General features: G+C 41.9%; 20 protein-coding genes. 13 read left to right on the top strand and 7 right to left on the bottom strand.

Annotated features, from left to right (window positions below; genetic code table 11):
* Window positions 1-72: 72 nt before the first annotated feature.
* On the bottom strand, window positions 73-1,140 hold the full coding sequence (locus MF4640_RS08220) for an SDR family oxidoreductase (RefSeq protein ID WP_004983016.1): 1,068 nt from the start codon (window positions 1,138-1,140) through the stop codon (window positions 73-75).
* A 274-nt stretch (window positions 1,141-1,414) separates the two neighbouring features.
* Between MF4640_RS08220 and MF4640_RS08225 the strand changes: the two genes are divergently transcribed.
* The 5 genes from MF4640_RS08225 (at window position 1,415) to ftn (ending at window position 6,548) form a co-directional block, all read left to right on the top strand.
* Complete coding sequence (locus MF4640_RS08225; RefSeq protein ID WP_078389242.1) at window positions 1,415-3,556, top strand: TonB-dependent receptor; 2,142 nt, start codon at window positions 1,415-1,417, stop codon at window positions 3,554-3,556.
* A 73-nt stretch (window positions 3,557-3,629) separates the two neighbouring features.
* Window positions 3,630-3,920: a hypothetical protein gene (locus tag MF4640_RS19285; protein WP_155115824.1), complete on the top strand. Its 291-nt coding sequence runs from the start codon at window positions 3,630-3,632 to the stop codon at window positions 3,918-3,920.
* Window positions 3,886-4,179, top strand: a complete 294-nt coding sequence (locus MF4640_RS08230; protein ID WP_078389243.1) for a hypothetical protein — start codon at window positions 3,886-3,888, stop codon at window positions 4,177-4,179. Before MF4640_RS19285 ends, MF4640_RS08230 begins: the two co-directional genes overlap by 35 nt.
* 3 nt (window positions 4,180-4,182) lie before the next feature.
* Window positions 4,183-5,814 (top strand): PepSY-associated TM helix domain-containing protein, encoded by a 1,632-nt coding sequence (locus MF4640_RS08235; protein WP_078389244.1) that lies wholly within the window; start codon window positions 4,183-4,185, stop codon window positions 5,812-5,814.
* Between the two features lie 269 nt (window positions 5,815-6,083).
* On the top strand, window positions 6,084-6,548 hold the full coding sequence (gene ftn, locus MF4640_RS08240; protein WP_004695301.1) for a heteropolymeric bacterioferritin subunit Ftn: 465 nt from the start codon (window positions 6,084-6,086) through the stop codon (window positions 6,546-6,548).
* A 99-nt stretch (window positions 6,549-6,647) separates the two neighbouring features.
* Here ftn and MF4640_RS08245 read toward each other — a convergent pair whose 3' ends face one another.
* The gene (locus MF4640_RS08245) at window positions 6,648-7,220 is read right to left on the bottom strand and encodes a peroxiredoxin (protein ID WP_078389245.1); all 573 of its coding nucleotides are present in this window, start codon (window positions 7,218-7,220) and stop codon (window positions 6,648-6,650) included.
* Window positions 7,221-7,356: 136 nt separating this feature from the next.
* On the opposite strand from MF4640_RS08245, the gene MF4640_RS08250 reads away from it, so the two are divergent.
* The 6 genes from MF4640_RS08250 (at window position 7,357) to bioD (ending at window position 12,548) form a co-directional block, all read left to right on the top strand.
* Complete coding sequence (locus MF4640_RS08250; protein ID WP_078389246.1) at window positions 7,357-7,683, top strand: DUF6176 family protein; 327 nt, start codon at window positions 7,357-7,359, stop codon at window positions 7,681-7,683.
* Between the two features lie 111 nt (window positions 7,684-7,794).
* Window positions 7,795-8,541 (top strand): hydrolase, encoded by a 747-nt coding sequence (locus MF4640_RS08255; protein ID WP_078389247.1) that lies wholly within the window; start codon window positions 7,795-7,797, stop codon window positions 8,539-8,541.
* Window positions 8,542-8,646: 105 nt separating this feature from the next.
* Window positions 8,647-9,966 (top strand): adenosylmethionine--8-amino-7-oxononanoate transaminase, encoded by a 1,320-nt coding sequence (bioA, locus tag MF4640_RS08260; protein WP_078389248.1) that lies wholly within the window; start codon window positions 8,647-8,649, stop codon window positions 9,964-9,966.
* Window positions 9,963-11,120, top strand: coding sequence for an 8-amino-7-oxononanoate synthase (locus MF4640_RS08265; RefSeq protein WP_078389249.1), 1,158 nt, complete (start codon window positions 9,963-9,965; stop codon window positions 11,118-11,120). The genes bioA and MF4640_RS08265 overlap by 4 nt, the downstream gene beginning before the upstream one ends.
* A gap of 7 nt (window positions 11,121-11,127) precedes the next feature.
* On the top strand, window positions 11,128-11,907 hold the full coding sequence (gene bioC / locus MF4640_RS08270; protein WP_078389250.1) for a malonyl-ACP O-methyltransferase BioC: 780 nt from the start codon (window positions 11,128-11,130) through the stop codon (window positions 11,905-11,907).
* Window positions 11,904-12,548, top strand: a complete 645-nt coding sequence (gene bioD, locus MF4640_RS08275; RefSeq protein WP_078389251.1) for a dethiobiotin synthase — start codon at window positions 11,904-11,906, stop codon at window positions 12,546-12,548. Before bioC ends, bioD begins: the two co-directional genes overlap by 4 nt.
* A gap of 71 nt (window positions 12,549-12,619) precedes the next feature.
* Here bioD and MF4640_RS08280 read toward each other — a convergent pair whose 3' ends face one another.
* The 5 genes from MF4640_RS08280 to MF4640_RS08300 all read right to left on the bottom strand — a co-directional run bounded on the left by MF4640_RS08280 (window position 12,620) and on the right by MF4640_RS08300 (window position 17,936).
* On the bottom strand, window positions 12,620-13,036 hold the full coding sequence (locus MF4640_RS08280; RefSeq protein WP_078389252.1) for an ExbD/TolR family protein: 417 nt from the start codon (window positions 13,034-13,036) through the stop codon (window positions 12,620-12,622).
* Window positions 13,037-13,054: 18 nt separating this feature from the next.
* On the bottom strand, window positions 13,055-13,480 hold the full coding sequence (locus tag MF4640_RS08285) for an ExbD/TolR family protein (protein ID WP_078389253.1): 426 nt from the start codon (window positions 13,478-13,480) through the stop codon (window positions 13,055-13,057).
* A gap of 18 nt (window positions 13,481-13,498) precedes the next feature.
* Window positions 13,499-14,380: a MotA/TolQ/ExbB proton channel family protein gene (locus tag MF4640_RS08290; protein ID WP_078389254.1), complete on the bottom strand. Its 882-nt coding sequence runs from the start codon at window positions 14,378-14,380 to the stop codon at window positions 13,499-13,501.
* Between the two features lie 34 nt (window positions 14,381-14,414).
* Window positions 14,415-15,113 carry an energy transducer TonB gene (locus MF4640_RS08295; protein WP_078389255.1) on the bottom strand — a complete coding sequence of 233 codons (699 nt, stop codon included), beginning with the start codon at window positions 15,111-15,113 and terminating at the stop codon, window positions 14,415-14,417.
* 141 nt (window positions 15,114-15,254) lie between these two features.
* On the bottom strand, window positions 15,255-17,936 hold the full coding sequence (locus MF4640_RS08300) for a TonB-dependent receptor (protein WP_078389256.1): 2,682 nt from the start codon (window positions 17,934-17,936) through the stop codon (window positions 15,255-15,257).
* Between the two features lie 755 nt (window positions 17,937-18,691).
* Between MF4640_RS08300 and MF4640_RS08305 the strand changes: the two genes are divergently transcribed.
* Both MF4640_RS08305 and MF4640_RS08310 read left to right on the top strand, forming a co-directional pair.
* Window positions 18,692-20,482, top strand: coding sequence for an ABC transporter substrate-binding protein (locus MF4640_RS08305; protein ID WP_171263870.1), 1,791 nt, complete (start codon window positions 18,692-18,694; stop codon window positions 20,480-20,482).
* A gap of 17 nt (window positions 20,483-20,499) precedes the next feature.
* Window positions 20,500-22,308: an ABC transporter substrate-binding protein gene (locus MF4640_RS08310; RefSeq protein WP_078389258.1), complete on the top strand. Its 1,809-nt coding sequence runs from the start codon at window positions 20,500-20,502 to the stop codon at window positions 22,306-22,308.
* The last annotated feature ends 17 nt before the right edge of the window (window positions 22,309-22,325 follow it).

Genomic DNA, 22,325 nt, shown 5'->3' on the forward strand with positions numbered 1-22,325 from the left:
ATAAGACTCCGCTAAGATCATTGCTTTTCAATGAGCTGGAGGAATATTTAAGTCAAACTTAGGTTGTTTATTTCAGGGAATATATTGCTTAATGACACCGTCATCGAGCAATTGTTGGAAGTGCTCAACGAGGCTTTCTTTGACATCTCGGTACTCTAAACCCAATTCTTTTTGGCTCTTGTTCGCATCAAAATAAATTGGATAACCCATATTCAGCTCAACAAACTCGCGGCTAAAACCAATGAATGGACCAATCACCTTAAAGGCTGCTTTGGGCAGTTCATTTCGTGGAAATGGAAACTTCCAACCAAAATGTGCTTTAAGCAATTGACCGATTTCAAGCAGACTTAAAGTTCCACCACTTACGATGTAACGACCCGTTGCTTCTAGGTTGAATGCTGCTTGTAAGTGTGCTTCAGCAACATCTTGAACATCGACCACACCATTCCACATAGGTGGGACACCAGCTAAAGTCAAACCATTGGTAAACTGTTGTAAGACCTCAATTGAGCCTGACTGTGTATTTGGTGTCAATGAACGACCAAAGACCAACGCAGGGTTAATGCATACCAACTGCCAACGATCTTGTGCCTCAGCCATTTCCCAAGCTTTACGCTCAGCCATTACTTTAGAATATGGATAAGGCTGATGGGTCTCAGAACTGCTGGTGTTCCAGTGACTTTCATCAAAAGTATTGTGGTCCGTTTTTAAAATATCAATGGCATCGCCATAGGTCGACGCAATACTCGAAGTGACAATAACGCGTTTAACAGACTCGGTTTCATTGACGGTGTTTAAGACATTTTCTGTACCCAAAACAGCAGGTTCAATGATGTCTTTTACTGCATCTTTATAGTTAGTAACGACGAAAGGAGAGGCCATATGAAAGACAATTTCACAACCTTGCATCGCTTCTTTAAAGGAGTTGGGCTCGAGCAAATTGGCTTTAAAGAGTTTCAGTGTTCCAGCACTGCTGTCTGCAATTTTAGATAAATGCGCGAAGCTTTGGGTTTTGTTCAAGTCACGTACAGTGGCATGAACGGTATACCCTTGGGTTAATAATTTTTGAATCACCCAACTGGCAATATAACCCGATGCACCTGTAACCAGTACCGGTGCTTGTGTTGCTAAGTTTGTCATAGATTACCCATTGTTGTTTTAAGTATTGGCTTAGTGTAAACGTGAATGCCATGAAAGTCTTTGCTTATGGGGTGAACAGGTGTCTGACTTATGCGTCATTTTATAATATTGCACCACACTGTATTGAAAATGAGCGAGTAAAACGTATTTTTTAGCAGTAAACTTAAATTTATATTTTAGATCAAATAGATAAGGCAAATGATAAAATACAATAAATAATGATAATTATTTTTCATATAATAATGATTCTCATTGAAGATAAGTGTTGTTTAAAATGAAATCCTTCTCTAAGAAAATTCTTGCAAGCTCTGTTGGGCTTTTAATGATGGGTGGAGGCTGTTTAGAGCTTGCTTTTGCAGAGGAGGTTTCAGTTTTACCTGCCTTAAAATCAGAAGCGCAATCACAACAAGGCTATGCCGATGGTAAATTGGCGAAGGCGGCTAACTTGGGTGCTTTAGGGAATAAGTCAGCGATTGATACACCATTTACGGTTTCTACTTATACAGAGCAACTGATTCGTGATCAACAAGCATCTACAGTGGGGGAAGTTTTAGAAAATGATGCCAGTATTCGTGCGACGACCAATCAAGGTCATTTAAACGAAAACTTCCAAATTCGTGGTTTTAGTGTCGGCTATGATGATATGGCTTATAACGGGTTATACGCTGTAGCTCCTATGGGACGTATACCAACAGATTTACTAGAATCGGTGACAGTATTGAAAGGGCCGAATGCTTTGGTTGCAGGTATGGCACCAGCAGGAAGCGTTGGCGGAGTAGTGATTGCTAATTCTAAACGTGCCGACCAAGATCTAACACGTATTTCGACATCATTAGAAGATGAGAGTTATTATAAAACCAATGTGGATGTTTCTCGTCGTTTTGGTGACCAAAAACAATTCGGAGTTCGTGTAAACGGCACATATGGAGACGGTGAGCATCTTATTGAAGGTATGGATGACCGTTTAGCGCTTGGTTCGATTGCAGCGGACTATACGACCGATAAATTAAAACTAAACTTTGATGCTTATGCCATTCGTGAAAACCGTGATAATGGTTCACCTGCAATGGTCTCTATGCAAAAAACAGGCGTAGTTGCTGCACCAAAGGGTGATAATAATTACTTTGATCAAATTCATGGGGAAACCTATAGCCGTTATGCGGGCTTAAATGGTGAATATAAATTCACTCCTGATACTAAGGTTTTTGCAGGTGTGGGTTATGTTGAAAAAGGTTATTCGGGGCATATTTTTGGTACGCGTATGATCTTGCAGAACAGTGCAGGTGATGCAACTTCGCAGTATTATCGAGTCGCATCTAAAGAAAATAACCTAAGTGGTAATACGGGTATTGAAACTAAATTCAATACAGGTGCCATTAAACATACCCTTGGGTTACGTGCAGATTATGTGCATCGTGAATACGATCAACACTCTCGTGCGACCAGTTCATCATTTACAACGAATCTTTATAATCCTAACTCGAACGGGACAATGCCAACGACCTATCCAACAGTTGTACCTTATGAAGATGATAAATTCATGAGTTATACCTTGACGGATCAAATTTCAATGTTGGATGACAAATTTCAGTTGATTTTGGGTGCTCGTTATCAAGATATGCAGTTGGAAAGTCTCACTACAGATGTGAAATACGATGAAAATAAGCTTTCACCAAGTTTAGGCATCGTAATCAAACCGTTTGGAGAAAATTTATCTTTTTATGCAAGTTATGTTGAAGGTTTATCAAAAGCAGACTCAGTAACTTCTACCGCGGATGTGAATGAAGGAAAACTGTTTAAGCCTTACGAAACGAAGCAATATGAAGTGGGGACAAAGTATCAAGCTGGTTCTTGGTTAAATAGCTTGGCACTTTATCAAATTGAAAAACCGACTCTGATCACAACAGCTTTGGCGACAGCGGTTAATGGTAATACACAGATCACTGAAGACGGTGGGGAAAGTCGATCACGTGGTATTGAATGGTCCTTCTCAGGGAATTTGACTGAGGACTTAAATCTACTGGGAAGCATGGCTTATATTGATGCTGAATATACAAAAGGTTCTACAAGCACCACTGATATTTCAGGCAATACGATTTATGGTGTGCCAGACTTTACTGCCTCATTAGGCTTGGATTATGCCGTACCTGTGGTAGATGGTTTAAATGTTAATGCTCGGGCTAACTATGTTAGTGAACAATATTTAGATAGTTTGAATACCTATAAACTTCCTGACTATACTATTCTTGATGTTGGTGCGCGCTATAAAACAAAACTGGGTGGTGTAAACACGACTTTCCTAGCCAATGTCGATAACGTGACTAATAAAAAATATTGGGAAGGTGTGTTCAACTCTTACTATGCAACGGTTGGTGGTGCACGTACCTATAAACTTGGCGTCACTTTCGATTTCTAATTTTTATGATCAGCCCATTGCGATGCAGTGGGCTTTTTTATGTCTGAATGCTGTCTCATTTAAGTTGAACGCAATGATGAAATTTCTCGGTTTATTCCTGTGCTGCGGTGGTTGTGTACTGCTGTATTTGACCCATCCTAATCAAACGGTTCTTAAACAGGCTGTGGCGAAAAAGTATCGTTGGGTCGGGTGGTTTGCTTTTATTTTGGCATTGGTTCTTTTACTGGCGGTATTACCAAAACTGGTGGCCGTGTTGATGTGGTTGCTGATGCCATTGGTGTTGTGGTCAGTACTGCCATTTATTCCTTTATTACATGGGGCTTTGACGCATGACGTTGCTACGCGATCAAAAGATACAACCTGACTGGTGGACGAAAAGCTTTGCGGGCGCAGTTCTTGGACTCAGCCTAGCTTTCGCTTTAGCTGCATTAATCACGATGTGGGGACTTCAATCTGAGCATCGTAGTCTTGCTCCACAGTTAGGGATGTGGTCGATTCCGTGGATTTGGTTACCACTCTTTTTCGTGGCCTATTTTATTCCACGTGGATGGCAGTCCATTGTGATTTATCTGTTTTTCAATATCGTGGCTTACACACTTGTGTTTTGGCTCAGAGGGGAATAAGGCGTGAAGGTACGTACAGATATTCTCCGACTGGCCAAAGAGTTACATACATGGGTAGGAATTTGCGCGAGCATTCTTTTGTTCATTTGCTTTTTTGCAGGTGGGCTGAGTATGTTTCAGCATGATTTGAGTAAGTGGGCAACGCCACCGCAACAAAGGTTAAATACGGTTGAATTCTATCAGTACAACGATTTGGTGTCGCAGGTACAGCAGCAGTATCCTGAAGCGCAAAAAAGCTTTCAGATCAATTTAAACTCCAAAGAATTTCATTATGCCCCGATTCAGTGGCAACCTGCGGAGAGTCAAGCACATGATGATCATGCCTTTGATACAGATCAAAGCTCGATGTTAGCGACACTGAAATCTGATAGCACTTTACAGGTTGAACAAGAAAACCTATCCAAACTAGGTTGGTTGATTGAACAGCTGCATGAAACGGCAGGCATTCCGGGGATGCTTGGACACCATACACTCGGTGTTTATGTGATGGGTGTGGTATCGGTCTTATATTTTTTGACGTTGATGACAGGTTTAATCATCCTCTTGCCGACGTTGGTCAAAGACTATTTTGCGATACGGCAAGGTAAGAACAAAAAACGCTTTTGGCTCGATGCGCATAATGTGATTGGCATTACCAGTTTACCGTTTCATATTTTGATTAGTGTGACGGTGATTGTTTTTGCATTTCATGATCTCTTTTATGATGGCTTGGGGCAGTTGGTGTCCAAAGGCAAACCATTGTTTGAACGTCCAGCTGCGGTGCAGATTGCAGATCCGGTTCCTCAACTGGATGTTGAAAAAATACTCTTACAAGTACAGCAACAAGCACAGGGCTATGAGGTCTCGTCTGTAAGCTTTAACAATCTAGACCAACCTACCAAGGCATCGGCACGCGTCAGTTTATATAGTCCAGATCAGATGTTACGTGGTGATAACTTCGACGTGATGTTTTTCAATCCTTATCAGCCTGCACCTTATAGTACAGCCAATTTAAATACCCAAAGTTCTGGTCTAGATCAACTGATTCGATCTATGTTCAGTTTGCACTTTGGTAACTATGGCGGAGATTTTACCCGTTGGTTGTATTTGGCCTTGGGGCTGGGCGGAGCATTTTTATTTTACTCAGGCAATATTCTATGGATTGAATCGCGTGTAAAGCGACAAAAAAATCCAAATTTAGCACCACCTGCACAGCGTAAGGATGTGCAATTCATTGCAAACTTAACCATAGGGGCATGTTTGGGAATGGTCTTTGGCATTGTTATGAGTATGTTGGTAGGACGCTGGGCCTATGTACTCAGTCCTGAGCTACACAGTATTAATGCATGGTTTATGTATATCTATTATGCGATTTTTATCTTCAGTTTAATGCTTAGCTTTGTACTGGGCGCGGCGCGAGCATTACCAACGTTATTGCTGTCGATTGTGATTGTTTTACTGCTCATGCCTTTGACTTCTGCTATAGCATTGCTCTTACCTAAGATTGGACTATGGTCATCTTCTTCCTCTTTATGGTGGATTGACGTCTTTGCTATTCTTTTTGCAGGGTTATTTTTCCGTTTTTATCGCCAAGCTCAGGCCCGAGTCCAGTCCGCAGAAGTGGGTTCTCTTTGGTCCGTTGCTCAGAACAAGTGAAAGAATGAATACCGTTCCAAGGCTGAAATAAGAAGCATTTTTAATGGTTACAAAATGAAGCACAGGGCTGTTCAAGCCTAAAAAGCCTTTGTAAAAGAGATGAAGTTTTGCAAAGGCTTCTTTTATAACTATTATTTTGATGATTCATACTGCAAATGCGTATGTTTCTCATTTTAATTTTATAAAAATCATAAACTTACATAATTTATCTTTTGCAAAGTGAATTAAATGTGTCCATAATGGTTGCATTAGAGAATGGAGATTTTGAAATGCGTGGCAATCCTGAAGTCGTAGACTACTTAAATATGTTGATCGGTGGAGAATTGGCTGCACGCGATCAATATCTCATTCATTCACGTATGTATGAAGATTGGGGTTTGAGCAAAATCTTTGAACGTATCGATCATGAAATGCAAGAAGAAGCACAACATGCAGATGCGATTATTCGCCGTGTTTTATTTTTGGAAGGCACACCGAATATGCAACGTGATGACGTTGAAATTGGTGAAGATGTCGTTTCATGCTTAAAAGCCGATTTAAAGCTTGAGTACCATGTACGTGAAAAATTAGCCCAAGGCGTAAAATTGTGTGAAGAAAAGGGTGATTACATTACCCGTGACATGTTACGTCAGCAAATGTCAGATACCGAAGAAGACCACACCTATTGGTTAGAAAAACAATTACGTTTAATCGAGTTGATTGGTCTGCAAAACTACATTCAGTCTCAAATGTAAGAGATGCCAGCCACTTGATGTAAAAAGTGGCATGTGTATTTACATACTGAGTAATCAAAAAAGCCTTCGAATCAATGTCCGAAGGCTTTTTTGTATGGGCTATTTTTTAGAGAATTTTTGAATATCTGTAAGTACTTGCCCTGCATGAGTTTGAGTATTCACACTGCTGTAGTGATAGACCACCGTGCCTTGTGGGTCGATCAAAAAGGTTTCACGTTTCGCAATTTTTGCGATGCCTAAGTTGCGCACGATGCCGAGTTGATTTGCCAGTTGATGATTGTGATCAGCCAAAATAGGGAAATTCAGTCCCAACTTTTTAGAAAATTTTTGATGTGACTGTACATCGTCCAAACTCACGCCTAAGACCACCGCATTATTTTTACTAAATTGTGGGTAGAGTGCTTTGAACTGATTGGCTTCTTGGGTGCAGCCCGGCGAGTCATCTTTCGGATAAAAATATAACACTACCCATTTGCCTTGATATTGTTTGAGCTCATGCCATTTGGCATTTTGATCTTGTAACTTAAAACTCGGTGCGGGCTTGCCTACCCATTGTTTTTGATCACTGCTTGCGGAATTGAATAAGCTATTATTGGCATACGCCGGAATGCTGAAAGCAATGGATGCGGCAATGCTGAGTAAACTAATTTGCATAAGGCTGGTCATTTTCATGGGGCATTTTTTTATGGAAGCTTGTACTGATCCTAGCAGATTTTGAGTTCTTCCTGAGCAGCGAGTGTTTGCAATTGTTTCTGATCTGTTGAATAGTCACTAAGTTAAGAATAAAAATTATTTTGTTGGAGATGTTATGGATGTAGGCGCGGTATTGATTCAATTAAAACCTAAGACAAAAGAAAATGTAGAAGCGTGGAAGCAAGAACTGAATGAACGTAAAGATGAAGCCATTGAAACCTTAAAGGCAGAAGGTGTATTTGTGGAATCGTGGTTTCATGTGGATCTTGCAGGTCAGGATTATTTAATTGCTTATATGCGTGCAGAAGATATTGCGCGTGCACAGCAAATTGGCAGAGAAAGCAACTTTCCAATTGATGCTATGCATAAGCAGTTTAAAACCAATTGGGCAAAAGTTTATCCAGCTGCATTATTGGTAGATTTGGAAAATATGGATAAATAGATGAATGCTATTAAAGCAGTTTTATTAACTGAACCTGCAACAGAGCATCTAATTGAGCTCGATCAAGCATATTGATCATAGGAACGGCTTTGAAATTATTTCATAATATTGATGTTTTATCTTGATAAGAGTATTACATTGAATCAAAAAATTTTACTCATCACAGGCTGGGGTGGTGGGACCAAGTTACTACAACCTTTGGCTCATGCTTTGCAACACCAAGGGCATACGGTTGAGCTGATCAATATTTTTAATGGATTGGACGCACAGGTGTTGCAGCAACATGCTGAACAAGCCAAAGACTTTGATGTCATGATCGGTTGGTCTTTGGGGGGGCAACTGGCGACTTTATTGGTCGAGGCTGTGGAAAAGCAGTATCAACAGCAAAAAGTATTAATTACTCTGGCTTCAAATCCGTGCTTTGTGGCGTATGAAAATTGGCAAACTGCAATGAGTCCAGCGACATTTCAAAGTTTTAAACAATCCTTCGAAGCAGACGCGATTGCAACATTAAAGAAATTTGGATTTATGGTGTGCCAAGGGACGGCAACCACCAAGCAAGATTTTTTGCAATTGCAAAGTTTGATTCAGCCTCAGTCTTTAGATCTATTAAAACAGGGACTCAATTGTTTAGAGTATTTAAATACGGTTGAGATCTTACAAAAATATACGGGGCATCAACTCCACCTGCTGGCTAAACAAGATTTTTTAGTTAGCTACAAAGTCTTGGATAATTTAAAAGCTTTAGGTGCAAATTTTTTAGATGCGATGCTTTTAAGTGGTTCACATGGGCTTCCAGTTTTTCATGCCGATGAAGTAACTGACAAAATCTGCCAATATTTACAAAAAATGGATTAAACAATTCGCTGAGTGGCGAATATCGCAATTTCTTTTTGATGCGCGCAGGTTTAAGATCAGTCAAACTGAAATTTTGCTGTAACTGTAGTCGATATGGAGTTAAGGATGACTGAGATCAATGCCAAATTGGATGGTGAGTTGGATGACTTAGCATTTGATCGGGAACATATTTGGCATCCTTATACCTCGATGACCAATCCGCTCCCCACCTTTAAAGTTAAAAAAGCCTTTGGTTCAACCATTGAGTTAGATGATGGTCGTCAGCTGATTGATGGGATGTCTTCGTGGTGGTGCACCATACACGGTTATAACCACCCTGAACTGAATCAGGCTGTGACAGACCAACTACAAAATATGTCGCATATTATGTTTGGTGGTTTTAGCCATGATCCCGCCATTCAACTGGGCAAATTACTGTTGCAAATCACCCCGCCAAGTTTAGATAAAATTTTCTATGCAGACTCAGGTTCTGTTGCAGTTGAAGTGGCGTTAAAGATGGCAGTTCAGTATTGGACTTCGCTTGGGAAACAAGACAAAACCAATTTTGTCACCCCGCGTTCGGGCTACCATGGTGATACATGGAATGCGATGTCGGTCTGTGACCCTGTCACAGGGATGCATCAAATTTTTGGCTCAAGCTTACCCAATCGTATTTTTGTTCCTGCACCGCAAGTTGCCTTTGATGCAGCCTGGGATCAGAAGGACATTCGTGAGCTTGAAAACACCTTAGCTGCACAGCATGAAAGTATCGCCGCGCTGATTATTGAGCCGATTGTTCAGGGTGCAGGAGGGATGCGTTTTTATCATCCTGAGTACTTACGACAGGCCAAATTGCTCTGTGAAAAATATGGTGTTTTACTGATTTTTGATGAAATTGCGACGGGTTTTGGGCGTACGGGGAAACTCTTTGCTTGGGAGCATGCACAGGTCGAACCTGACATTATGTGTATTGGTAAAGGTTTGACAGGCGGCTATATGACTTTGTCAGCAACCTTAACCACAAAGCATATTGCTGAAACCATCAGTCGAGGCGAAGCGGGCGTATTTATGCACGGCCCAACGTTTATGGCCAATCCCTTGGCGTGTGCAGTAGCGGCGAAAAGTACAGAACTCCTCATTTCACAAGATTGGCAAAGCAATATTCAACGCATTGAAACACAACTTCGTACCGCCTTGGCCCCGTTGCAGTCACTTGAATATGTCCATGAAGTTCGTGTATTGGGGGCCATTGGTGTGGTTGAGCTGACGTTTAATGTGGATATGAAGACCTTGCAACAGGAGTTTGTCCGCCGTGGTATTTGGGTGCGACCATTTGGAAAACTGGTTTATGTGATGCCCCCTTATGTGATTACCTCACAGGAACTCAAGACCTTGCTTGAGCAATTGGTTGAAGTGGTGGTGCAGATGCAGGAGCCTGTTGTATGAAGCATGTAGAGCATTTTGCAGCGCAGTTGGATATCCTTAAACAGCAAGGCAATTTTCGCCAGTTCACGCCCAATGTGCAGCAAGGGCGGATGATTCGCATCCATGATCATGAGATGTTGAATTTGGCATCGAATGACTATCTAGGATTGGCTGCAAATATTGAATTGCGTGAGCAGTTTTTCGATGAAACGCCGAATGCGCAGCGCTGGATGAGTTCAGCTTCTTCACGCTTATTGACGGGTAATTTTCCTGAATATGAACAGTTTGAGGCCAGTCTAAGTCAGGCTTTTCATGGTCGCGCTGCTTTGGTATTCAACAGCGGCTATCACATGAATATTGGTATTTTACCTGCGTTAGCGGACAGCAAAACTCTAATTCTGGCTGATAAATTAATCCATGCTAGCATGATTGATGGCATTCGTTTATCGACAGCGAAGTTGGTACGTTATCGCCATAATGACTTGGCACATTTAACCCAACTTTTACACAAGTATCATACCGATGATGCTTTTGAGCGAATCATTGTGGTGACCGAGTCCATTTTTAGTATGGATGGTGATGAAACCGATTTGGCTGAATTGGTCCGCATCAAAAAACAGTTTGAAAAAGTCATGCTCTATGTTGACGACGCACATGGTATTGGTGTGCGTGGTGAGCAAGGCTTGGGCTGTGCCGAGCAATACCAATTGATTGATGAGATCGACTTTTTGGTTGGTGCTTTGGGTAAGGCTATGGCTTCAATCGGCGGCTATCTGATTTGTCATCCTGTGATTCGAGACTATCTGATCAATACTATGCGCCCATTGATTTTTAGTACGGCACAACCGCCGATCTGCATGGCGTGGAGCAATTTTATCTTGCAAAAAGTCTTGCAGTTAAAGACCTCAAGACAGCATTTACACAGTATCAGTCAGACCTTGCAGCAAGCGGTTCAGGCCAAAGGTTTTGATTGTCCATCAACGTCTCAAATTATCCCTGTGATCATCGGTGATTCGAGCAAAACGGTGGAGAAGGCGAAAGCTTTGCAACAAGCAGGTTTTTATATTATGCCTGTACGACCACCGACTGTGCCGCAGCATAGTTCTAGACTACGTATTTCCTTGACCGCTCAAGTTCGCCATACTGATTTAGATCAGTTGATTCAGTTGTTGTGAGTGAGTCGTGAAGAATTTAGAGATTGATAAAGCACAAGTCGCATTGCGCTTTGCTCAGGCAGGGCAAAGCTACAGTGAGCATGCGGTTGTGCAAAAGCAAATTGCACGCCAGCTTTTTAATTTAATCCAACGTTATGCTGTTAAATCGCAATTTGAGCGGGTGTTTGAAATTGGTTGTGGTTCAGGCAATTTAAGCCATCTTTTGCTGAAGGATTTCCAAATTCAGCACTATCTACTGAATGACTTATATGCTGAGGTGCAGCAGCACTTTCAGAGTTATTCAAATATAGACTGGTTATTAGGCGATATTGAACAGCTTGTTTTTCCAGCTCATTTAGAACTGATTGTATCGACCTCTGCACTGCAGTGGATGACAGATCTTGCTGCTGTTTTTCAGAAAGCGAATGACAGTCTGCTTCCACAAGGTCTATTTTGTTTTTCCACCTTTGGCGAGCGGAACTTACAAGAGATTAAGACTTTAACGGGGCAAGGTTTAGATTATGTCAACCTCGATCAACTACGGGAAAAATTGCAAAACCAAGGCTTTGAAGTTCTGCATTTGTCTGAACAGATTGAGTACTTAGACTTTGCGACACCGAAACAGGTACTGCAACATTTAAAAGCCACAGGTGTCACGGCAACTGCATCGAGCTTTCGTTGGACCAAGCACTCACTCGAACGCTTTTATCAAGATTATCAACAGTTTTCACAAATCGATACCTCTGGGCAGATTCATTATCGCCTGAGTTATCACCCTATTTATTGTATAGCACGGAGAATGCCATGACTGGATCAGTTTACTTTATCAGTGGAATCGATACAGGCATTGGGAAAACCTATACCACGGGCTACTTAGCCAAGCTTTGGAATGAACAAGGCCAAAAAACCATTACCCAAAAGTTAGTGCAAACGGGCAATGTTGATGTTTCTGAAGACATTGAACAGCATCGTAAAATTATGGGTATGGGCTGGTTTCCAGAAGATGATAGTAAGCTGACCATGCCTGAAATTTTTAGTTATCCTGCATCGCCACATTTGGCGACTAAAATTGATGGTCGTGAGATTGATTTTGCAAAAATCGAGCGTGCTACTCAGCAGCTGGCTGAAAAATATGAGGTGGTATTGTTAGAAGGTGCGGGTGGTTTGATGGTGCCTTTAACCATAGATTTGCTCAGTATTGACTATATTGCAGCCAAGCAACTGCCTGTAATTTTGGTGAGTTCGGGGCGTTTGGGCAGTATTAACCATACCATTTTAAGTTTAGAAGCACTGAAAAACCGTGGTTTAGAGCTTTACGCTTTAGCCTATAACTTAAATGATGAGTCACAAGATGAACTCATTTCTAAAGATACTGCGAGCTATTTAAAAGCTTATTTGGCGACACATTTTCCGCAAGCATTGTGGATCGACATCCCCGTATTGAAGTAATTCGTAGAGTCATTAAAAAAGAAAAAACCGCTAACAGAAAAAGTTGTCAGCGGTTTTTTTGACGGTTTTATTTACTGATTACTCACGACTCCAATTTTTTTCACATCAAGGCGTTGGGCTGCGGCCATGACCATCGCAATGTATTTATATTCCGTTGCGCGGTCAGCTTTGAGTTTAATTTGGTCTTGATCTGCTTTTTGAGCAACGGTTTGAAACAAGGCTTCGAGCGCTTGTTTGGACTCCACAGCTTGTTCATTCCAAAATATTTTGCCTTGAGCATCTAAGCGTAGTTCCACGATTTCAGGTGGTTTTTCCTGAACTGGTGGTGGTGTGCCATTCGGGAGGTTAATATTAATGGCGTTGTTTGGCAACGGAATCGTGATAATGAACATAATCAGCAATACCAACATGACATCAATCAAAGGCGTCATGTTGACATCAAGCATCACATCTTCATCATCTTGGTTGGAACCAACATTCATACCCATAGCTGAATCCTTCTTTGATTAAGGGGAAGAGGGCGGTGTGGTGACAAAGGCAATTTTGCCAATGCCCGCTTGCTGCGTGGTGGTAATGACTTGGTCAATCGCATCGTATGGCGTAAGTTGGTCACCACGAATGTGGACATCGGGTTGAGGTCTCTTTTGTGCCTCTGTTTGTAGTCGTGCCAGTAAAGTGGCTTTGTCGGCAATGTAACTTTCATTCCAGAAAATATCGCCATTTTTATTGACTGCGAGTTGAATATTTTCAGGTTTTGTTTCATAAGGCACATTCTTTTCTTCAGGCAAATTGACTGGTACGGTATGAACTGCAACAGGCACTGTAATGAGAAAAATAATTAGCAAAACCAACATAATATCAACCAATGGTGTGGTATTAATGGTTCCGATTACATCATCATCGCTGTCATTTGAATTTACCGTCATTCCCATGGCTGATTCCTCATGTTCTTATTTCATGTCACGGTTAACAGGATTGTTGGTGCTGATTTCACCACTTAGCAACACCGCATGCAGGTCTGAACCGAAGGTACGAACTTCTTCCATCACGGCTTTATTCCGACGAGTTAACCAGTTGTAACCAAGCACTGCTGGAACAGCCACGGCTAAACCAATTGCAGTCATAATTAAGGCTTCACCCACAGGGCCTGCGACTTTATCAATAGATGCTTGACCCGATACCCCAATCGCGGTTAACGCATGGTAAATGCCCCAAACGGTACCGAATAAACCCACGAAAGGTGCGGTTGAACCTACAGTTGCTAGAAAAGCCAGCCCACCACTTAAATGACTGTGAATTTTGTCGATAGCACGTTGAATCGAGATAGTGACCCAAGTATTAAAGTCGATACGCTCTAATAATGTTCCACCATGATTTTTTGTGGATTTAATGCCTTTTTCAGCAATAAAGCGGTACACACTGGCATCATCTAAACCTTCAGTTGCACTATCGAGAGAGGTTGCTTCCCAAAAGTTTTTATCGGCATGTTGGCCTTGTTTGCGAATTTTGCCTTGCTGTAAGCACTTGGTGATGATGATGTACCATGTCCCAATCGACATAATCACCAAAATAAACAGTGTCACTTTAGACACCAGATCACCTTCTTTCCACATTGCTTCTAAGCCATAAGGGTTATGTACTTTTTCTGAAACAGTAGGTGCTTTTTCAGCTAAGGGTGGGGGAACAGGTGTTGCTGTTTTTTCAGTCGTGGCGGCTGGTGTAGTTAGTGCTGTAGTGGGCGCAGCGGTTTCCTCTGCAAAAACAGCTTGTAGAGGAAGTAATGTGCTCATTCCAAGTAGGCTTGCTGCGGTAAAGTTTTTTAATTTTTGCATTGTGTAACTCCTAATGTCGGCTGATCTTTTTCAATTATTCGAGAACAAATTCGTATGGGATGTCGAACCAAGCGCTTTGAGCTACGCCATCTTTCATTGCAGGTTTAAATGTGCACAAGCTATACGCTTTCGTTGCAGCACGGTCTAAAGTACGGTCACCTGTAGAACGCTTTACTTTGACTTCTTGGGCTTTACCATTGGTATCGACAAAGACCGAAATCAGTACAGTGCCAGAAATGCCACTCATCTCTGCTTCGCGTGGATAGCTTGGTGCTTTACATCCAGCTTCACCTTCCGATACTCCACGTGTAACACCTGTGGGTTTGGGTGCAGGTGATGGAGCAGCGGCAGTCGGTGTGGGGGTTGGAGATGGGCTTGGAGAAGGCGATGATGCAACTGGCGTCGGCGTGCTTATCGTCGGTTTAGTAACGGGTGTAGCAACTGTTTTTTGCACTGGGATTGCTTTTTCTATAGGTTTCGGGTCAGGTTGCTGCGCTACTTTTTCCACCATTTTTGGTGGCTCTGGTGGAACTTCTTTAGGTGGTTCAGGCTCAGGTGGCTTGATATCTTGCAGAATGATCAATTCCACAGGTTCGGTTGAGGGTTTGACAATATCTTTTGCCAAGCCCGCCATTAGCACCAGGCCAACAAGAACATGTAAGAAAATCACAATGCCAATACCTGTGAGTTTTTTGGCGGAGTTTTTTTCTAAATCTTCAAATGTAGTGCCCATAATTACTCCTAAAATTTAAGCCAAATCTACTTTTTAAAAGCATTGGATTGCACTTGGGAAAATCCATATATATCTGGTTAAAGTTGAGCATGTATAAACATCACCACAGATTGAATATTTCAATCTGTGGCTCAGATCCGCTTAGAACGTATATGTACCTCTTACATAGAAAGTACGTCCTGTTGGGTCGCTGTAACGTGGGTCATAGCCGTATTGGAAGTTATCTAGAACATTCGATGCTGCAGGTTCTTCATCAAATAGGTTTTTGATACCACCCGTTAGGGTTAAGTTTTTGAAACCTTTATAGGTACCTGCAATGTTGTAGAGGGTATAGTCTGGAACTTTGTGGTTATCAAAGCCTTCTTCACCTGTTGCATTTTGGTCGTGATAGCCTCGGAAAAATTGCTGTTCAAAGACCAATTTCCAGTCTTCATAGCTCCAGTTGATGTTTGCGGTATGTTTCCAGCGCAGTACAGCAGGGTCATCATAAACGCCCACTAAGCCCTCCCAGTCTCCATCTTTTTCTTCTTGGTAGTCATTTTTGATGACATAGGTTCCATTAATTCCGAAGCCAAACCGACCTGTTGATGTCATAGGAGTCAGGTAGTCTAAGCTAATGTCGATCCCTTCGGTTTTGATGCCACCTGTATTCATTAAAGTGGTATTGATGTATTGGATACGGCCGTCTGCATCTCGCACAAAGCGATCTGCATATTTGGTTGGATCTTCGAAAATGGAAGTTTCACCCGTTAAGCCAATAAGATTTTCGATTTCGATATTGTAGTAATCGACTGCTAAGACTAGGTTCTTAAGGGGCTCAAAAACAAAGCCTGCTGTAAATGTGGTTGATTCTTCGGGTTGAAGCTCAGAGTTACCACCTTGCATACGCTTAAACTGGGTATTACATTCTGTTTGATATTGCGGTGAAGTTGCTACGCGACCTGGACAGAGCACAGGGTCATCGTATTTTGCCCCCGTGTAAGTTTGGCTTTGCGGCGCATTAATTTCATATAAGCTTGGTGCACGGAAACCTGTACTGTAAGTACTTCGGAACATTAATTGTTTTAAAGGCTCCCAGCGTAAACCCACTTTCGGGTTGAAGGTGTCGCCAAAGTCACTGTAGTCATCATAACGTGCTGCAAGTTGCGCTTCTAAAGTGGAAGTAATCGGAATTTGTAGCTCTGAGAAAACGGCTGTAATGTCACGGTCACCCTTACTGATAGGTTTGTCAGGGTCAATGCCACTACCTGGGACAAGTCGAACAAGGTCTGAGTTTACCCTTGCTTCCCAGTCTTGCGTGGTAAAGCTACCGCCGAAGGCAAAACCCACGTCACCCGCAGGAAGGGTGAAAATTGGACGGCTGATCGTAAAGTCAAAGGTGGTGGAGTCTAAGGTCGCATCATTGGTCGTACCGCTGACTTCTAATGAATTCCAAACACTTGAATCCGCTGAAGGACCAAAGGGGTTAATGGTACCGTTATCTAGCCCTTCTTGCAGTTGACTACGATTTAAATAGCCACTAACGAAACTGTCCTTTGCTTTACCTTTTGCATAGGTCACGCCGCTGTCGATGTTCCAGCCATATGCTTCACCTTCAATCCCTGCAAAAATACGATGTGATTCATTGGTTGTCTTAGAAACACGGTTACCCGCTTGTGAGCGGAGATAGAGTTGTAAAGGATCACCACTTAAACCGGGAACAGCAGGAGTGATACCTTCACCTGGATAGTATTGGCTTCCTTTGGGAAGTGTCACAGATCGGCTATAGACATCGGGTGCGATTGAGGTAGTGACTTCATTTTTTGCATATACATATTCAGCAATGGCGTTGAATTGGTCACTGAGTTTGAACGTTGCACGCCCTAGGGCAGATAAGTCTTCTGTTTCGGGTTGAATACCAATCAAGGCTTGAGTGTTTAAAATACACAGACCATCTTCCGCAACGACATTAGGAGTGTTATTACAGTTGGCATTACCGTAAGGATTGGCTAATACACCACTGGTTGGGTCATAGAAGTTAGCAGGAAAACCATTCGTAGAGCCAGCATTGATCCCTAATTCAGGTAAAAGCCCACCACGACGGCTAACTTTACGGTCTTTGGCCATAATTTCTTTAGACTTTTGGTAGCTGATTGCGCCATATACGTTAAAACCTTGTTCGTCTAAGTCGCCATAGCCACCAAAGATAGAGACATCGTATTCGTCCCCCCCTTTTTCTTCGGGTTTGAGTACACCGCTGCTGATACCGAAACCTTCATATTGTTTTTTTGTGATGAAGTTGATCACCCCAGCAATGGCATCTGCGCCATATACCGCGGATGCACCATCTCGGAGGACTTCAATGCGTTCAACCATTGCTAGAGGAATTGTATTGAGGTTGGTTTCAGAGGTACTAAAAGGGCTATAAGCCAAACGGCGACCATTTAATAATACTAAGGTTTTGTCTGGACCTAGGCCACGTAAGTTGGCTGTTGAACCAGAGGTATTACTTGCCCCCACGTTTTGCGCGGTTGTGTAACCCGCTTGGTTGGCACTGATTTTGGTTAAAGCTTCTTCGGCAGTTGTGACGCCTTGTTGCGCAAGCTCTTCGACTTTAATGACGGTAATGGGTGAAGAACTTTGAGCTGCAACTCCTTTGATAGAGGAGCCTGTGACAGTCACTTTAGCAACTTTTTTAGTTGGTTCTGCTGAGACTGAGCTTTCGGTTTCTTCTGCATGAGCTAAAGACAAACACATCATACTTAAAGTCAGGGTACTTAGTTTAAGTAGTGATTTGCTGATGGTTGGGGTCCCCATAGATCGAACAAGTTTGTTTTTTTGCATCGTAAATTCAACCCTTCTTTTTCTATATTTAGCGGTATTGCTGTGCTGAGGGAGTGCAAGGCAAATGCCAACTTTCAGGGATAGACAAAAGACTGTGAATTAAGTTATTGGAAAATATTGTTTTATTTTATTATTTGTATGGATTTATGTAACTCGTCTTCATTTTTCTAGAATTTAAAAATTTAAAATGGCAAAAAATTACTTATAAATCGATTAAAAAATAATCATAAAATGATTATTCATATAATAAGTGATCAAAAATGAGTCGTGATTTTTTGACTTTTTTAATACAAAACCTTATTTGTAATTATACTGAATTATCAGTATTTATCTTTAATAAACAAATTGTTGTGATGTTTTATTCGGTTTTTCGTATTTCTTGTGATGTTCGAATTTGAATCATTGGTGTATTAAATCTGTGCAATAGTTTATTTAAACTGAATGTTCAAAAATAGCTACTAATTGGCAAAATGTTCCGATGTGAGTTGAGCCTCTGATTTATAACTAATTAATATCCATATATTTTTCTTACAAAATGTTAAATTAGAATGATAAAAAAATAGGCGTGGCATGATATTCGCTTTGTTGCTGAGGTGAATATTTGCCCATGACCGTTTTTTAAATTTTGATAATTAAAATTTAATTTATAAAACATGGGTTTATGTTTTAAGTTTTTGTTAGTGTTGTCTGAAAAATAAAACACTGACATTGAACATGGATGGCATGAGATCACCTTGCTTAAAAAAAAGATGTGTATAGGTATGAACTTGAATTCAAAAAAACTGAAGCTTGCTGCTTTATCCCTTGCGATGGGTTTTGGCTTTTCTGCCTATGCAAAGTCGCCTGCAGATCCAAACAAAGTATTAAATATCGCTTATGAAGCGCCTGATGATGGTTTTGATACGGTTAAAACCTATAATTTTTATAGTGGTAGTATTGCCCAAGCCATTTTTGAACCACTTTTAAAATACGATTATTTGGCGCGTCCCGCTCAATTGGTTCCAAACACAGCAGTGTCGATGCCAAAAATAGAACAAGAGGGCAAAGTCTATATCTTTAAAATTCAGCCCAAGATTTATTTTAGCGATGACGCGGCCTTCAAAGGCAAGCCGCGAGAGTTGGTGGCGCAGGATTATATTTATTCCATGATGCGGATTATGGATCCGAAAAACCGCTCACCGACTTATTCATTTATTGAAGGCAAAATTGTCGGTGGCGATGCTGCTGTTGCTCAAGCCAAGAAAACAGGACAGTTTAATTATGATGCCGCGATTTCTGGTTTAAAAGCCCTCGATAAATACACACTACAAATCACATTAACCCGTCCTGACTATAATTTCCCGTATATCTTGGCTTATGCCACATTTAGCGGAACAGCGCGGGAAGTGGTGGAGTTTTATGGGGACCGAATCGCGCAACATCCCGTGGGAACAGGGCCTTATCAACTGAGTAAATATGTACCGCGGAGTCGTATTGAACTGGTGGCCAACCCGAAATATCGTGGTTTTACTTGGAATTTTAAATCTACAGGTTCGAGTTGGGATAATCGTCTGGTCAAGGAGATGCAAGGCAAAAAAATGCCGCAAATCGGCAAAGTCAGCGTCAGTATTATTGAAGAAGAACAGTCTCGCTGGCTCGCGTTCAAATCGGGGCAACTCGACTTTGACAAACTGACTTCTAATGCGGTACCACAGGCTTTAAATGGCAAACAACTCAAACCTGAACTGGTCAAGCAAGGCATTCAACATTTTCCCAATAAAGACGCTGAAATCACCTATACCATGTTTAATATGCAAGACCCTACAGTGGGTGGTTTTGGGCTTGAAAAAGTTGCATTAAGACGTGCGATTAGTCTGGCTTATAACCAAGCAGAAGCCATTAAACAACTGTATAAAGGGCAGGCGGTGAAGTCGGAGATGTTGGTGCCTGAAGGGGTACAAGGCTTTAATCCCAACTACCGGAGTAGTGTGGCTTATAACCCGCTTTTGGCGAATAAATTACTGGATCGTTTCGGTTATAAGAAGGGAGCAGATGGTTACCGTCGGCTACCGAATGGTCAGCCTTTAACGCTCAAGTTTATGACTGAAAATAGTTCCAGTTCCGTGATTCAGTCTGAACTATGGAAGAAAAATTTAGATGCGATTGGTCTGCGTGCCGACTTTGTGGTGAGTAACTTTGCTGACAATTTAAAAGCAGCGATGCAATGTAAATATATGATTTGGGGCGGGGCTTGGATTGCGGACTATCCTGAAGGGGAAAACTTTGCTCAGCTGCTGTATGGGCCTAATTCGGCGCAGGGCAATCTCAGTTGCTATCAGTCCAAAGCCTATGATGCACTTTATACACAAGCAATGGCACTCCCACCGCCTCAGCGTTTGCCATTTTATGAAAAACTCAGTCGTCAAATTGAGGCCGATAACCCATGGATTATTCATAACAGTCGTATTCGAAATTGGTTGTTACATCCACAAGTTCAGGGTTTTAAAGCACATCCGATGATGAATACCAACTGGCAATATTTGGATATTCAGCCCATAAAAAAATAATTGAGATGTAGAACATAATGAGAGATCTAAATCAGACATTGAAACGATGGAGTTTGGGGATTTGGGCAGGCAGTATTCTGCTGAGTAGTTCAGTTTCCAGTTTTGCGCAAAGTCCTGCCGACCCGAAAAAAGTTTTACGTTATGTTTTTCCTGTGGCTGAAACAGGCTTTGATCCTGCGGGCGTGCATGACTTGTACTCAGCCCATGTCAATGGTTCGATTTTTGAAACTTTGTTTACCTATGATTATTTGGCCTCACCTGCGAAATTGGTGCCACGAACAGCTGCGGCTTTACCCGAGGTGAGTGCGGATGGATTGACCTACACCATTCGTTTGCAAAAGGGGATTTATTTTGCTGCTGACCCAGTGTTTAAAGGTAAAAAGCGTGAGCTGACCTCGACTGATTATGTGTATACCTTTAAGCGTTTACTGGATCCGAGTTTGCGTTCACCCAACAGTTGGTTACTTGATGGGCGAATCTTGGGGATGGAGGCTTTGTTGAAACAGGCGCAGAAAACGGGAAAATTTAATTACGACCAATCTGTCGCTGGTTTGCAAACACCAGACCGTTATACCTTGGTCATTCGCCTGACCAGCCCAGATCAGAACTTTCCAATGTTGCTTGCGCATCAGCCTGCAGGTGCAGTTACACGGGAAGTCATCGAAAAATATCGTGACAAAGCGGGTTTTGTGATGGGGCATCCAATAGGAACGGGGCCGTATATGCTCAGTCGTTGGACGCCGGGTTCGCGGATCATTTTAAAGGCCAATCCTGATTTCCGAAGTTTTGTTTGGAACTTTAAGGCCAGTACGCCTGAGGACCAAAAGATCGTCAAAGCCATGCAAGGCAAAAAAATGCCGCAAATTGGCGAGATTGATATTCAGGTGATGGAAGAAGGCCAGTCGCGATGGTTGTCCTTTATTAAAGATGAAGTGGATTTGTTTGCCTTAGATGGTGAGCTAACGGTTCAAGCCTTGCAAGATGGAAAACTAAAACCGGAATTGGTCAAGAAAGGCGTACAGCTGTCACGGATCACCGATCCTTCGATTGACTATCATTATTGGAATATGCAAAACCCAATAGTCGGCGGCTTAAGTAAAGATAAAATTGCCCTGCGCCGTGCCATGGCGATGGCATTTTCAGCCGATAACTACATCAATATTTTACAAAAAGGCGATTCGCAAAAACTGCAAGCACCGATTCCAAGTGGTGTGGTGGGCTATGATCCCAATTATCGAAGCAGTATTCCTTACTCAGTCAAAGCGGCAAATTTATTGTTAGATCGTTATCACTATAAAGTCGCTGCGGATGGTTGGCGTACTCAGCCGAATGGGAAACCTTTGGTGATTGAGATGACGCTTTCGGGCAATAATTTACGCAGTCAACAACAGGCCGAGTTTTGGAAGAAAACTTTAGACAGTATCAAAATCAGAATGACCACCAAGTCGATGCCTTTTGCTGAGGCTTTGAAATTAGAAAAACAATGTAAAACCATGTTTAAAGCATCAGCATGGATTGCAGACTACCCAGATGCAGATAACTTTATGCAGCTGTTTTATGGCAAAAACATCAAGATCACCAACAATGGCTGCGTCAAAATTCCTGAATATGACCGCCTATATGAACAAGCCCAAAAGATGACACCAAGCCCAGAGCGCGATGCAATCTACGCCAAAATGTCACGTCTGCTGGAAGTGTATATGCCTGTACAGGTGATTGGCGCGCGTTACCGTAATATCTTGGCACAACCGCGTGTAATTGGTTTTAAAAAGCATCCCATACTGCCCGCAGAGTGGATGTATATCGATATTGATTTGAAGAAATAGAAATTAAACAAAACTGG

This window comes from Acinetobacter sp. MF4640, assembly GCF_002018895.1.
Lineage (GTDB): Bacteria > Pseudomonadota > Gammaproteobacteria > Pseudomonadales > Moraxellaceae > Acinetobacter > Acinetobacter johnsonii.